Origin of the sequence: Mesorhizobium loti R88b (assembly GCF_013170845.1) — a bacterium.
GTDB classification, from domain to species: domain Bacteria; phylum Pseudomonadota; class Alphaproteobacteria; order Rhizobiales; family Rhizobiaceae; genus Mesorhizobium; species Mesorhizobium loti_B.
This window is the reverse complement of the sequence record NZ_CP033367.1, coordinates 1,613,932-1,627,463: the sequence shown is the minus strand read 5'-3', so window position 1 is coordinate 1,627,463 and position 13,532 is coordinate 1,613,932. Positions and strand designations below refer to the sequence as shown.

At 63.0% G+C, this 13,532-nt stretch carries 16 protein-coding genes; 9 read left to right on the top strand and 7 right to left on the bottom strand.

Annotation, left to right across the window (positions count from 1 at the left end):
* Positions 1-78: 78 nt before the first annotated feature.
* The 4 genes from EB235_RS07950 (at position 79) to EB235_RS07935 (ending at position 4,121) form a co-directional block, all read left to right on the top strand.
* Positions 79-1,281, top strand: coding sequence for a phosphoglycerate kinase (locus EB235_RS07950; RefSeq protein ID WP_027031507.1), 1,203 nt, complete (start codon positions 79-81; stop codon positions 1,279-1,281).
* A gap of 121 nt (positions 1,282-1,402) precedes the next feature.
* Complete coding sequence (locus EB235_RS07945) at positions 1,403-2,428, top strand: class I fructose-bisphosphate aldolase (RefSeq protein WP_027031508.1); 1,026 nt, start codon at positions 1,403-1,405, stop codon at positions 2,426-2,428.
* Between the two features lie 176 nt (positions 2,429-2,604).
* The gene (locus EB235_RS07940) at positions 2,605-3,345 is read left to right on the top strand and encodes a DUF899 domain-containing protein (RefSeq protein WP_027031509.1); all 741 of its coding nucleotides are present in this window, start codon (positions 2,605-2,607) and stop codon (positions 3,343-3,345) included.
* Positions 3,346-3,407: 62 nt separating this feature from the next.
* Entirely contained in the window at positions 3,408-4,121 is a 714-nt protein-coding gene (locus EB235_RS07935) for an SGNH/GDSL hydrolase family protein (protein ID WP_027031510.1), read from the top strand.
* Between the two features lie 28 nt (positions 4,122-4,149).
* On the opposite strand, the gene EB235_RS07930 is transcribed toward EB235_RS07935, so the two are convergent.
* From EB235_RS07930 to EB235_RS07920, 3 genes are all read right to left on the bottom strand, one after another.
* Positions 4,150-4,332, bottom strand: coding sequence for a hypothetical protein (locus tag EB235_RS07930; protein ID WP_032925607.1), 183 nt, complete (start codon positions 4,330-4,332; stop codon positions 4,150-4,152).
* An 87-nt stretch (positions 4,333-4,419) separates the two neighbouring features.
* Positions 4,420-5,961, bottom strand: coding sequence for an ArnT family glycosyltransferase (locus tag EB235_RS07925; RefSeq protein ID WP_027031511.1), 1,542 nt, complete (start codon positions 5,959-5,961; stop codon positions 4,420-4,422).
* Positions 5,962-6,058: 97 nt separating this feature from the next.
* A complete protein-coding gene (locus EB235_RS07920) occupies positions 6,059-7,012 on the bottom strand; it encodes a ring-cleaving dioxygenase (protein ID WP_027031512.1) in 954 nt (317 codons plus the stop codon).
* Positions 7,013-7,322: 310 nt separating this feature from the next.
* On the opposite strand from EB235_RS07920, the gene EB235_RS07915 reads away from it, so the two are divergent.
* The 4 genes from EB235_RS07915 to EB235_RS07900 all read left to right on the top strand — a co-directional run bounded on the left by EB235_RS07915 (position 7,323) and on the right by EB235_RS07900 (position 9,432).
* Positions 7,323-7,490, top strand: coding sequence for a hypothetical protein (locus EB235_RS07915; RefSeq protein WP_080680850.1), 168 nt, complete (start codon positions 7,323-7,325; stop codon positions 7,488-7,490).
* An 84-nt stretch (positions 7,491-7,574) separates the two neighbouring features.
* Positions 7,575-8,165, top strand: a complete 591-nt coding sequence (locus tag EB235_RS07910; protein ID WP_027031513.1) for a DJ-1/PfpI family protein — start codon at positions 7,575-7,577, stop codon at positions 8,163-8,165.
* 67 nt (positions 8,166-8,232) lie between these two features.
* Positions 8,233-8,640, top strand: a complete 408-nt coding sequence (locus tag EB235_RS07905; protein ID WP_027031514.1) for a hypothetical protein — start codon at positions 8,233-8,235, stop codon at positions 8,638-8,640.
* Positions 8,641-8,712: 72 nt separating this feature from the next.
* Positions 8,713-9,432, top strand: a complete 720-nt coding sequence (locus tag EB235_RS07900; protein ID WP_027031515.1) for a helix-turn-helix transcriptional regulator — start codon at positions 8,713-8,715, stop codon at positions 9,430-9,432.
* A gap of 63 nt (positions 9,433-9,495) precedes the next feature.
* Here the strand turns inward: EB235_RS07900 and EB235_RS07895 are convergent, their stop codons facing one another.
* The 4 genes from EB235_RS07895 to EB235_RS07880 all read right to left on the bottom strand — a co-directional run bounded on the left by EB235_RS07895 (position 9,496) and on the right by EB235_RS07880 (position 13,180).
* Positions 9,496-10,191 carry a DUF1013 domain-containing protein gene (locus EB235_RS07895; RefSeq protein ID WP_027031516.1) on the bottom strand — a complete coding sequence of 232 codons (696 nt, stop codon included), beginning with the start codon at positions 10,189-10,191 and terminating at the stop codon, positions 9,496-9,498.
* 182 nt (positions 10,192-10,373) lie between these two features.
* Positions 10,374-11,456 carry a helix-turn-helix transcriptional regulator gene (locus EB235_RS07890; protein WP_027031517.1) on the bottom strand — a complete coding sequence of 361 codons (1,083 nt, stop codon included), beginning with the start codon at positions 11,454-11,456 and terminating at the stop codon, positions 10,374-10,376.
* A gap of 364 nt (positions 11,457-11,820) precedes the next feature.
* A complete protein-coding gene (locus EB235_RS07885; protein ID WP_080680851.1) occupies positions 11,821-11,961 on the bottom strand; it encodes a DUF1127 domain-containing protein in 141 nt (46 codons plus the stop codon).
* A 208-nt stretch (positions 11,962-12,169) separates the two neighbouring features.
* Positions 12,170-13,180, bottom strand: a complete 1,011-nt coding sequence (locus tag EB235_RS07880; protein WP_027031518.1) for an NAD(P)H-quinone oxidoreductase — start codon at positions 13,178-13,180, stop codon at positions 12,170-12,172.
* A gap of 120 nt (positions 13,181-13,300) precedes the next feature.
* Between EB235_RS07880 and EB235_RS07875 the strand changes: the two genes are divergently transcribed.
* A complete protein-coding gene (locus EB235_RS07875; RefSeq protein ID WP_027031519.1) occupies positions 13,301-13,495 on the top strand; it encodes a DUF1192 domain-containing protein in 195 nt (64 codons plus the stop codon).
* Positions 13,496-13,532 lie beyond the last annotated feature (37 nt).

Sequence of the window (13,532 nt, the reverse complement as noted above, 5' to 3'; positions counted from 1 at the left end):
CGCGCCCGCCTTTCGGGCCTTGCATCGTCGTCAACGCGGGGTATGGTCCCGGCGATTTTCCCGAGGAAAGGAACCCGCATGGCCGCCTTCAAGACCCTAGACGACATCGGCAACATCAGCGGCAAGCGTGTGCTGGTGCGCGTCGACCTCAACGTTCCCGTCGCCGACGGCAAGGTCACCGACGCCACCCGCATCGAGCGCATCGCGCCGACCATCGCCGAACTGTCCGCCAAGGGTGCCAAGGTCATACTGCTCGCTCATTTCGGCCGGCCCAAGGATGGCCCCTCGCCTGAATTCTCGCTCGAGCCGATTGCCAGGGCGACGGCGCAAGTGCTCGGCCGCCCCGTCGGCTTTGCCTCGGATTGCGTCGGCGACACGGCGGGCAGTGCTGTCGCCGCCATGAACAAGGGCGATGTGCTGCTCTTGGAGAACACCCGCTTCTACAGGACCGAGGAAAAGAACGACCCAGCCTTCACCGAAAGGCTCGCCGCCAATGGCGACATCTTCGTCAACGATGCCTTCTCGGCGGCGCACCGTGCCCACTCCTCGACCGAAGGCCTGGCGCGCCTGCTGCCTTCCTTTGCGGGCCGCACCATGCAGGCCGAGCTCGAAGCGCTGGAGAAGGGGCTGGGCAATCCGGTCCGTCCGGTCGTCGCCATTGTCGGCGGCGCCAAGGTCTCGACCAAGATCGACCTGTTGATGAACCTGGTGAAGAAGGTCGACGCGCTGGTCATCGGCGGCGGCATGGCCAACACGTTTCTGGCCGCGCGCGGCACCGATGTCGGCAAGTCGCTGTGCGAGCATGATCTCGCCCAGACCGCCAAGCAGATCATGATTGAGGCAGCCGAGGCCGGCTGCGCCATCATCCTGCCGGTCGACGGCGTCGTCGCCAAGGAGTTCAAGGCGGGTGCGGCCTGCGAGACGGTCGCCATCTCCGACGTGCCGGCCGACGGCATGATCCTCGATGTCGGCGAAAAGACCGTGACGACGATCGGAGAATGGATCGACCGCGCCGCGACGCTGGTCTGGAACGGCCCGCTCGGCGCCTTCGAGATCGAGCCTTTCGATCACGCGACGGTCGCTGCGGCAAAACACGCAGCGGCGCGCACCAAGGCCGGCAAGCTGGTCTCGGTCGCTGGTGGCGGCGATACGGTGGCAGCGCTCAACCATGCCGGCGTGGCCGACGACTTCACCTACGTCTCGACCGCCGGCGGCGCCTTCCTGGAATGGATGGAAGGCAAGCCGCTGCCCGGCGTCGACGTGCTGAAGAAGAAGGCCTGACCGGAGCGACAACGCCAAAAGAGGCGCTGGAAACTTTCAATCGATTCGAGCTTTCCGATGCCATTCCTTTGGCGGTAGACTTCCGTTAAGCGCGGAACGAACCCCTTTCAGGAGAAGCAGAATGAGCGAACGTCTCGAAGACATTGCCGCCGCGATCGTGGCTAACGGCAAGGGCCTGCTGGCCGCCGACGAAAGTTCCGGCACCATCAAGAAGCGCTTCGACGTGATCGGCGTCGAATCGACCGCCGACAGCCGCCGCGACTATCGCGAGATGATGTTCCGCGCCAAGGACGCGATGACCAAATACATTTCCGGCGTCATCCTCTATGACGAGACCATCCGCCAGAAGGCCGCCGACGGCACGCCGCTGGTCGACATCATCAAGGCGGCCGGTTCCATCCCCGGCATCAAGGTCGATGCCGGCGCCAAGCCGCTGGCGGGTTTTCCCGGCGATACCATCACCGAGGGCCTCGACGGCCTGCGCGAGCGCCTGGCTGACTACTACAAGCTTGGCGCCCGCTTCGCCAAATGGCGCGCGGTGATCGACATCGATACCGGCAAGGGCGTGCCTTCAACCAATTCGATCAACTCGAACACCCATGCGCTCGCCCGCTATGCCGCCCTTTGCCAGGAGGCCGGCATCGTACCGATCGTCGAGCCGGAAGTGCTGATGGATGGCGCCCACGGCATCGACACGTGTTTTGAGGTCTCCAAGGCGACGCTGATCAAGCTTTATGATGAACTCCATGCGGCCGGCGTCGTCCTCGAAGGCACGATCCTGAAGCCCAACATGGTGCTGTCGGGCAAGAAGTCGGGCACCGTGGACAGCCCTGAGGAAGTCGCCGAGAAAACGATAAAACTGTTCCGCGAGACAGTGCCGGCGGCGGTGCCGGGCATCGCCTTCCTCTCCGGTGGCCAGGAGGACGAGGAGGCGACCGCCAACCTCAACGCCATCAACGCCATCGGCCCGCATCCGTGGAAGCTGACCTTCTCCTATGGCCGGGCGCTGCAGGCTGCCCCGCAAAAGGCATGGAGCGGCAAGGCCTCGAACGTCGCCGCCGGACAGGCCGCCTTCACCCATCGCGCCCACATGAATTATCTGGCGGCGCTCGGAAAATGGAAGGCGAGCCTGGAACAGGCCGCCTGAACACAGTTCTTTCGTCATCTTCGAACCCGGGCCGATGCGCCCGGGTTTTTCGTTTGTGGCAGGCCCGGACTTGGGACCGAGCGTGCCCATCCTTATCTCCTCTCTGACAAAAACTGACCGCGATGTCGGTTTGCGCCCATCCCAAACGTCCTTGGGGTGCAGACAGGGAGAAGTTCATGCATCGCAACAAGGTCGTTTCACGCGAAGACTGGTTCCAGGCGCACAAGGCACATCTGGCCCGCGAGAAGGAATTGACGCGGCTTCGCCAGCGCATCGCGGCTGAGCGGCGTGAATTGCCCTGGCTAAAAATACGCAAGGACTACGTCTTCGAGACCGAGCAAGGGCCGAAGAACCTGGCCGGTTTGTTTGGCGCCAACAGCCAGCTGATCGTCTACCATTTCATGTTCGGGCCGGGTTGCAGCCACCATTGCGAAGGTTGTTCCTTCCTTGCCGACCACATCGACGGCGCCAACCAGCATCTCAGGCATCATGACGTGTCGCTGGTCGTGATCTCGCGCGCGCCGCTCGCGGAACTTCTGCCCTACAGGCAGCGCATGGGCTGGAAGTTCGACTGGGTGTCGTCCTATGCCTCGGATTTCAACTTCGACATGCAGGTCTCCTTCACCGACAGGCAGATCGCGGCCGGCGACACCACCTACAATTTCGAGACGCGCCCCCGGACATCGAAGGAGCTGCCCGGCACCAGTGTTTTCTACAGGGACGAGAACGGCGACATCTTTCTCACATTCACATCTCGCGCCCGTGGCGGCGAGGCGCAGATCGGCACTTACGATTATCTCGACATGACGCCGAAAGGCCGCAACGAAAATGGCCCCTATCATGGCCTGATGGACTGGGTGCGGCTGCATGACGAATATCAGGACAAGCCGGCAAGCAAGACGGATTGTTGCGATTGAAGATCGTTCCCGGCGCCCGAAACATGCGCTAAGGGTGCCGTTGATCGTTAAACGGTATCGCCATGCGCTTCCCCGCCTTTCTCACCTGGCTCGCCTTCCCCGTCTATGTCTGGCAGGGGCTGGGCGTGCGCCGCCGCACCTCACGCATGCTGCCGGCGCAAGGGCCGGTCATGCACGATCTCACCGGCAAGGCGCCTGATATCTTGCTGCTCGTGCTGGGTGATTCCTCGGCCGCGTCGGTCGGCATCGGCAACTCCGAGGACGGGCTTGCCGCGCAGCTTGCCATGCTGATTGCGCAACGCACAGGCCGCGCCGTGCGCTGGCGCGCCGCCGGCTTCAATTCGGCGACGTCGGGCCAGATCCGCGACCACGTCCTGCCCAATCTGTCGGCCGATCCATGGACGCATATCGTGCTCGCCATCGGCACCAACGACACCAAGAATTTTCACTCCGTGCCGCGCTTCAAGAAGGAGTTCGGCGGCCTGCTCTACGGCCTGCGCGCCAAATGGCCGGAAGCGCGTGTGGTGTGGTCGCCGGTGCTGGAGTTCACCCGCGCGCCGGCCATGCCGCCGCTGCTCGGCAAGATCCTGGAGATCCGCGCCACCGCAATGAACCGGATGGGTGAACGGCTCTGCCTGGAGCGCGGTGCGATGCCGGCGCCGCGCCTGCCGATCATCGACCCCGAGGCGGGTTTTGCCTCGGACGGCTTTCACGCCTCGGAAGCCGGCTATCGGGCATGGGCGGAACATCTCGTCGGCTTGGTGCTTGCTGACTGAGCATCGACGGGCCGGTGGTTATGAATGCCTATGTCAAATGCCCGAGCACGGCCGCCAGCGAGATCGCCGCCATGGCCAGCAGCGCCAGTTTCCAGAAATCGCCGCGGCGTTTCAGCCCCGGCCAGCCGATCGGTTTGATCAGCTGGATGACCATGAAGCCGATAATGACAAGGGCGAGGAGTTTCGTCATGCCGCCTTTGACCAGCAACATGGCTGGCTGTCAAAACCTGCGTCTAAAATACAGGCCCAGGCCGGAAGCTCCAATGTCTCCCTATGAACCGGATGTGCTTTCGGCCACCTACGGCCCATTCCCGGGGACGCAGGAGCGCGCATCACGCAGGTCATAGATCCTCACTGTCGGGGCGACGTAGCCATAGTCCCCGTATGGTTTCGAAAATTCTGCGGCGACATGACTGTCGAGACAGCGAAACATGCCGGCAAGCTCGTATACTCTCGGGTCCTGCGCACTCAGCCCGCCGCCGCGCAAATATCGCTGAAATTTCTGCGATACAAGGTAGTCGGTTGACGAGAGATCGCGGTAGTCCCTGGTTTGCGGTGCCGGTTCTCCCATCGGATAATCCACTACGAAATGCGTGATGCCTTGCTTTTCAAGGAAGCGCATCGCTGCAAAGCGGGTATCCGTTTGCCGGTCCAGGTTCGCGACATAGGCCATGCCGGCATGCGCGCTGGCAACCATGGCGACAAGTCCAAGTCCTATCGCCGCCAGCCGGCTTCTGGCCCCGATCGACCTCGAACAGGCAATGCCGGCGGCCAGCAGCAGGTAGACAACAACCGGCAGGATGTAGCGCATCTGGCCGACGAGTTTGAGCGGCGAGAGTTCCAGCAGGAAGAGCCAGATGAATGCCCCGCCGGCGTAAGCGGCAACATATTTGTTGCGGTCGGCGATGATGGCGATCGCGATCGCCCCAAGGGCGATCGCCACGGTCGGCCCGGTGAGGCTGGGGATCAGATGGTAGCGGAAATGCGTGAGCCCATAGCCCTCCCAGAACCACTCCTTGAGGTCGTGGCCCGCTTCAGCGTGTCTCAGTTCCGTACCAAGGCCACTGATCACGGTTGAAAGCCCGCTTCCGGTCTCGCTCAACAGCGACACGCCGAATATCGCGACCACCGTAAGTGCGTCCGTGGCGGCAATGATGATGGCTTGTCGGAGATTGAGCCTGCAGGAGACAATCGCCACGATGAAAAGAACGAGGCTGTTGCCGGCGCCCACATATTTCGCCGTCACGGCGAGCCCGAGCGCAAATCCGAAATAGACAAGATTGACCGTGCTGACCTGCTCCTTCAGCCGCACCAGTGCATGCAGCCCGACACAGATGGCGAAGACCAGGACTGCGTCTTCCTTGAAATAATGCGCGTGAACCGCGATGGCCGGCGACGCCGCGAAAACACACGCCCAAAGGAAGGCATTGATGCCGTCCGCGTGGCGTCGCAAGACGGCATAGAAGAGGACGCTTGCGGCGACGCAGGCTACAGCGCTGACACTGCGGCCAACCAGCAGATAGTCATGTTCGCTCGACGCGCCGCAAAGCCATCCCGCAAAGCGGGCCAGTATGATCAGCAAGGGCGGGTGTAAGTAGTTGTGGTGCTGCCCTGCGGCAAACGCCACTTTGATCGGCTCGTCCGGCTGGATTCCGTACGGAAAGTCGAGGTTGCAGAAGGCCAGCGACGCCGAGAGCGCCGCCAGCACCAAAATAGCCAGCACCTGGGAATCGCCCCGCTGCCCCAGACGGACCCAGCCGGTCTGCTTGATCGACTGGCTGACGGTCATGGCCTGATAGCGGGCGCGAGGAGTTTCGACATGCTGCTTTTTGACCAGCATCACGGCCGGCTGTCAAAGCACGCCATTCATTCGCGCCCAATGTCAGGGCCGGCGTCACGATCCAGAACGTGGCGCCGGCCTTTGACCGGCAATCAATCTACTTCAGCGGCTTGAGGCCAGCTTCGATCGAAGCGCGCTTCGGTTCGAGGAATGGCGGCAGGGCCAGGCTTTCGCCCAGCGTCTCCAGCGGCTCATCAGCGGTGAAGCCCGGCCCGTCCGTGGCGATCTCGAACAGGACACCGTTCGGCTCGCGGAAATAGAGCGAGCGGAAGTAATAGCGCTCGACCTCGCCGCTCGACGGCAGGCGGAATTCGGCCAGACGTGCGGTCCATTGATGCAACGTCTCCTGGTCCGGTGCCCTGAAGGCGACGTGGTGAACCGCGCCGGCGCCTTGTCTCGCAGGCGCCAGCCCGGGCTGCACGGCGACATGAAGTTCCGCCGCCGGCCCGCCCGCGCCCATTTCGAAGACATGGACCTGGCCCTCGCCATCAGGTGAGGCATAGTCGCGGACCTTGCGCATGTTCATCACCCTGGTCAGCACCGCCTCGGTGTTGGTGATGTCGGGAACGCTGATGACGATCGGCCCGAGCCCGCGGATCTGATGCTCGGCCGGCACCGGGCTCTGCGCCCAGGGATGGCTGCCGCCCTTGCCGCCATCGCTGATCAGCCGCAGCCGCTGGCCTTCAGGATCTTCGAAATCCAACGACGGATAGCCGCCAATGTCGGCGATCTCACTCGTTACGACGTTCTCGCCGTTCAAATGCTGCTTCCACCAGGCGAGGCTTTCCGGGCTGCCGACCCTGAGGCTGTTTCGCGCAATGCTGTTGGTGCCGCGCCGTTCGCGGCCGACCGGCCAGTCAAAGAAGGTGAGGTCGGTGCCCGGCGTTGCTTCGCCGTCCGCATAGAAGAGGTGATAGGCCGAGGTGTCGTCCTGATTGACCGTCTTCTTGACCAGCCGCAGGCCCAGCATCTTGGTGTAGAAGTGAAGATTGCCCGGCGCATTGGCTGTGATGGCGGTCAGATGGTGAATTCCTGTCAGTTGCAAGCTCATGGTCGTCTCCCTGTTTTTGGGGAAGAATTTTCTCCTTTCATATCAGAACTGCGCCCACCTCGCTGAAGGCCACCTATCCTGACAGTCCGTCGCCGTGAGATGAACAATACGGGGCTCATTGTCTCTTTATTGGTGAACAGTCGGTGCCCCCACCGGCTGCTGAGGCGAGGCACGACGGCAGCGAAAAACAAGGCTTCCCCTGAGGAGATGCATCGAACCAAACTATCGCCTGGCGCCTGACATCCTCCTGACAGACTGCTGTCAGGAGGGGTATGCGATAGTGTCTCCATCAAGAGAGAGGAGACTGGTTATGAACGGTTACACCATTCTGCGCGGCATGCAGCACTATGTCGGCAAGGTTCGCACCATGCGCAACGAAATCCGCACGCAGCGCTTCATGAACGCACTGCCCGCGGACATCCGCAAGGATATCGGCTGGCCGGATATGTATGCGGAACGTCGCTCCCGCGGCAATTGAGACTATTTTTTCGACACGAATATTGGATGTGGCCGGACCAGCGCCCAAATATCAGGTCCGGCATGCGAGGGATGGAGCGCGCTTATGCCCGAACAGAAAACAATCGGCTTCCTCTTCATCGAAGGTTTTGCCGATTGGGAATATGGTTTGCTGGCGGCCTCGGCGGTCGAATGGTTCGGCGCCCGCGCCGTGTCGCTGACGCCCGAAGGCAAGCCGGTGACCGGAATCAGCGGTTTTCGGCTGACACCTGACCGTTCGGCCGGCGTTGAAGAGAATGCCGATCTCGATGCGGTTGCCGTCATCGGTTCCGATCAGTGGGCGGGCAAGACACCGCCGGATGTCGCTGAACTGCTCAATGCCGTCGCAACGCGCGGCGGCGTGGTCGGTGGCATCTGCGCCGGAACGCTGGCACTGGCGCGTGCCGGCATGTTCGAGAACGCCAGGCACACCAGCAATGGCCCTGACTGGATCAACGGCCATGAGGCCGGCTATGCCGGCGACAGCAACTATCAGGACGTGCCGCGCGCCGTGGCCGACGGCAAGATCGTTTCCGCGCCAGGCTCGGCGCCCGGCACCTTCGCCCTTGCCTTTCTCAACACGCTCTATCCCGAAAGAGGCGGCGATCTCGCGCAGATGCGAACGCTGTTTGCCAAGGAGTATGCTGAAGCCTCCTGACAGTATGCTGTCAGGAGGCACATGCGATGGTGGGATAATGCGCATGGCCGGCCGAAGAGGACGATCGATGAAAAGCTGGAACGACAGGCTGAATACGCCTGGCATCAACGGCGTGAAACCGACGCCGCGCACGATGGGTGACGTGGTCGAAGGCCAGCCGATGCTGGTGCCGACCGCGCGTCAGGTCGATGATTTCATCCGCTCGATTCCCAAAGGCGTCGAGATGGATGTCCGCGCCTTGCGCACGGCCCTTGCCGTTGAACATGGCGCCGAAGTGACATGCCCGGTCACCATAGGCTATCATCTGCGCACCGTTGCCGAAGCCGCCAATGAGGACCTTGGGCGCGGCATGACACTGAACGACATCGCCCCTTTCTGGCGCGTGCTTGATGCGAAGGCACCGACAACGAGCAAACTGTCCTTCGGCGCGGAGTTCGTCGCCGCGCAGCGCAAGCACGAAGGGCTGAAACCGTAATGCATGTCATCTGGAAGTGGGTCCGGTCCGGGAGCCACGGCATGCCTGAAGACAACACTGGGGAAGCAAACGATGCGCCGCGCCGACAGGCTCTTTCAGATCGTGCAGCATCTGCGGGGTGGCCGTCTGGTCACCGCCCAGAAACTCGGCACGTGGCTCGAGGTTTCCGAGCGAACGATCTATCGCGACATAGCCGACCTGCAGTCGACCGGGGTGCCGATCGACGGCGAGGCTGGCGTTGGCTACATGATGAGGGAGGGTTTCGACCTTCCGCCGCTTATGTTCACGCGTGACGAGATCGTGGCGCTGGTTGCCGGTGCCCGCATGGTGCGCGCCTTTGGCGGCGCCGCCATGGCACGCGCCGCCGACGAGGCGCTGGTCAAGATCGGTGCCGTGCTACCCGATGCCGAGAAGGATCGCATCGCCCGCACCGAGATCCACACGCCGATGTGGGTGGTCAGCGACGCCGCCCGCGAGGCGATCGACCTGATCGAGCGTGCGGTCGAAAAGCGCCAGGTGCTAACCGTTGACTATTCGGATGAGGCCGGCCGTAGCACCGCGCGCGACATCAGGCCGCTCGGCCTGTGGTTCTGGGGCAAGGTGTGGACGCTGGTCGCCTGGTGCGAGATGCGCGACGATTTCCGCGCCTTCCGCATCGACCGCATCGCCTCGGTGGTTATCGCCGGCCGCATCTTCAAGCCGGAGCGGGGCAAGCAGCTTGCCGACTTCTACCGCGCGGTGGAGCGCTCAGAGGACTACGGCATGGCGCCGGACCGCGTGGCACGCAGCTGAAGCTGCCTGATCCCAGAAAAAAGCCCGCTCGAAGCGGGCTTTTTTCATTGAGGGTGCGAGGCCTCACTCGTCGTCGTCAGCGTCCGTATTCTTCGACTTTAGCGCCGAGAGCTTGGCGAACACCGCGTTGGCGTCGAGTTCGGCATCCTCGTCCTTCGGCTTCTCGGGGGCCGGCACCAGCCGTTCGGTCAAGGCCGCCGGCAGCAGCGTGTCGCCGACCGGCTGCGCCGGCTCGCGGCCGCGCGAGGCGCGGTTGACTTCCATGTCGAGGTCGATCTGCGAGGCCAGACCCAGCGTCACCGGGTCCATCGGCTGCAGATTGGCGGAATTCCAGTGCTTGCGTTCGCGGATCTGCTCGATCGTCGACTTGGTGGTGCCGACGAGACGCGAAATCTGCGCGTCCTTGAGTTCTGGATGGTTGCGCACCAGCCACAGAATGGCGTTCGGCCGATCCTGACGCTTCGACAGCGGCGTGTAGCGCGGGCCCTTGCGCTTGGATTCCGGCACCCGCACCTTGGGGTCGGACAGCTTCAGGCGCTGGTTCGGGTCTTTCTCGGCGCGCGCGATCTCGTCGCGGGTCAGCTGGCCGGTCATGATCGGGTCCATGCCCTTGATGCCTTGCGCCGATTCGCCGTCGGCGATCGCCTTGACCTCGAGCGGATGCAGCCCGCAGAACTGCGCGATCTGCTCGAAGGACAGCGCGGTGTTGTCGACCAGCCAGACGGCGGTCGCCTTGGGCATCAGCAGCGTATTGGCCATTTCAAAAATCCTTCTCGTTCGCCCGCGTTCCCGCGCGGGCGGTGGTTTAGAGCCACCAAAATGGGAAATTCGCGGCCTGTATAACCGTTCCCTTGCTGTTTCGCAACGTTTTTGGGAAGGCAGGCGGCCCCGATACGTGAGGCAGGCGGCAAGTGCATTCGAATGCCCAGACCGCCGGCGACCTAGCCAAAAGGTCCAGCGCTTTTCAGCAGGGCCACGAGCTGGCTTTGCTGGCGTGTCCCTGTCTTGGCGAATATTCGCTCCAGATAGGTCCGGGCGGTCTTTTCCGTAATGTTGGAACCGATTGCCGCGGCTTTGAGCACATGGCCTTGCGACAGCGCCGTGGCCAGGCGCGCCTCGGCTGGCGTCAGGTCGAACAGTCCGGCAAGCAGTGTCGGCGAAGGCACAAGCGAACTGGCGCTGAGCGCCGTAGCCGCCACCAGAATGTCGGCCCCCGAAAATATCTCATGCGCCGAACGGCGCAGCGGCAGCATGTGCAGAACCATCGGCGGCCGGTTCTCCACGCCTTGCACCGGTATGGAGCGAACCGTCGGCTCCAATTCGTTGCGCGCGGCGATGACGGCCTGCTGGAACAGCCGATTGGCTTCGGCGTCGGCAATAGCCATGCCGCCAAAAGCGGTGGGCAGGAACAGGGAGGACAGGCCGTCGAACAACGCGTTGGCGACCATCACCCGCCCTTTCAGCGACAGGACGGCCGCCGGCAGGCCCATTGCCGTCATGGCGGTAACCGTCCCCTCGGCACGTTCAAGGCCGAGCCGCCCCGCTATCAGGCCGGCGCGCGCCATGGCTGGCCGGAGGCTATCGAGCACGTCCAGGCTCTTCTGGTCGTAGTCGCCTTCACCCAGCCGTCGCTGAAAGACGAAAATCGCCAGCTCACCGCTGGGCATCGGTATCGCGGTGCAGGCATGCGCACCGATGCCCATGGCGCGCAGCCGTTGGCGTACCGGGTCATTCTCGATCTCTTCTGGTGTCAGGAAAGCCTCGACGTCAACAAAGCTCGCCGGCTGCAGCGCGCACATGCGTGAAACCGCTGTCGAAAACTGCAGCGTATCGCTCGCCAGCAATTCACCTTGCAAATCCTGCAGGAATTCGATCGCCCTGCCGCGCGCCGGCTGGTCGTCGCCGAACAGAAACACGGCGCCACCAACGGAGCCGGAGACGGCATCGATATCCTCCAGCACATCAGGCCAGAGATCCGGCACGAAGGCCGCCTCGTAGATCCTGTTCGTCAGGTCGTCGAGCATGGACACGATGCCTTTCCGGGCAAGCATGTTGCCGAACCCAAAACAACCACCGCTTCAGGCCGACGGGTCTTCCCCAAGGTCAACCATGCCACGGCGGCAACCGCGGTCAATCATGGATAAGCAAAATGCCCCGGAACGGTTCCGGTTGGGCAGCGCCGTTGAACCGCTTCTTGTCGCTGATCTGCGCAGCCCGGGCGAGGAGACACTGCGCGCGCTCCTGGAATCGGCGAAGCAATCACCTGGATACCAAACGACAAAACCCGCCGGACAGTGTCCAGCGGGTTCGGAACCGGAGACGGGAGACGTCTGCGACGGCTCTACTTCTCAACATGAGCCCGGCCCTGCGGCCGGGGCATGCCTATAATCAGATCGCCTTGCGGGCGATGCGTTCGATGTCGCCGCGGCTGATGCCGAGGTCGCTGAGCTGACGTGCGTTGAGGCGGTTCAGTTCGCGCACGGTCTCGTTGTACATACGCCAGTTACGGAAAGCACGGATCGGGTTCATGGTAGTCCTCCTGATGGGGTGTTCGTTTCGATGATGCACAAATAGGCATCATCGATGAGGACTTGAACGGCCGATTTTGCATAGCAATGATGCAAATGCTGCATTGCACCATTAAGCTTCTGTTCATCTTGTAGGCAGGGACGGAGGGCGCTGACCCGGACGTGTCGAGATCTAGGTCAGGCCGGCATCACCGGAATATCGATACGTCCTAGCCGACGTCGAGCACGATCTTGCCGATATGCTCGCCCTCCTCCATCCGCTCATGCGCGCGCCAGGCATCGGTGAGCGGGTAAATCATGTCCATGACCGGCGCCACCTTGCGCGTGCCGAGCAGCGGCCAGACCTGCGCCTCCAGCGCCGCCGCGATCGCCGCCTTGAACTCGACGGTGCGCGGCCGCAGCGTCGAACCCGTATGGGTCAACCGCTTGACCATGATCTTTGAAAAATCAGCGCTGGCGACGGCGCCGGCCTGCACTGCGATCTGGACGATGCGGCCCTCGACGGCTGCAGCCTCGTAATTGCGCTGGACATAATCGCCGCCGACCATGTCGAGGATGACATTGGCGCCCTTGCCATCCGTCGCCTCCTTGACCGCCTTGACGAAATCCTCCTCGCGATAGTTGATCGCGCGGTCGGCGCCGATCTTCAGGCAGGCGTCGCATTTCTCTTTGCTGCCGGCGGTGGTGATGACATAGGCGCCGAAGGCCGAGGCAAGCTGGATCGCCGTGGTGCCGATGCCAGACGAGCCACCGTGGACAAGCAGCGTCTCACCTTTCTTCAGGCCGCCGCGCTCGAACACATTGTGCCAGACGGTGAAATAGTTCTCCGGCACCGCCGCCGCTTCCGTGTGGGTGAAACCGGCCGGCAGCGGCAGCACGCTGCCGGTATGAACCTTGACATATTCGGCGTAGCCGCCGCCTGGCGTCAGCGCGCAGACCCGGTCGCCAATGCGCCAACGCGATATCTCGTCGCCAAGGGCAGCTACCTCTCCCGATACCTCGAGACCGGGCAGGTCCGATGCTCCGGGCGGTGGCGGATAGGCGCCCTTGCGCTGCTGCACATCGGGCCGATTGACGCCGGCGGCATGCACCTTGATCAGGATTTCGCCGGGTCCGGGCACCGGCACGTCGCGCGTTTCCGGCTTGAGCACGCGCGGGCCGCCCGGCTCCGAGATCGCGATCGCCGTCATAGTTGCCGGAATTTTCTGTCCACTCGCCATGATTTCCCGTCTTTCCCAGCCGTTTTCAGATCGGCTGTTTGCATCGGCGCCCTTGCCCTATGTATGCTGATTGCCAAATCAGGCAAATGGCCAAACTGGTGTGGCGGAGGAGGAGCAACGATGGCGATCTTCGACGACGAACCCAAGAAGAAGGCGCGCCCGCACGAGATCGGGCAGGACCTGTCGCTGCTCTCCGTTGGCGAACTGTCTGAGCGGATCGGCATCCTGCGCGACGAGATCACCCGGCTGGAGGCGGAGCTCAGGGCCAAGGACAACACCAAGTCGGCCGCCGAAGCGCTGTTTCGCCGTGGATAGAGGAACGGGCGGAACGGCCCGCCGCTGAAAAGCCGGA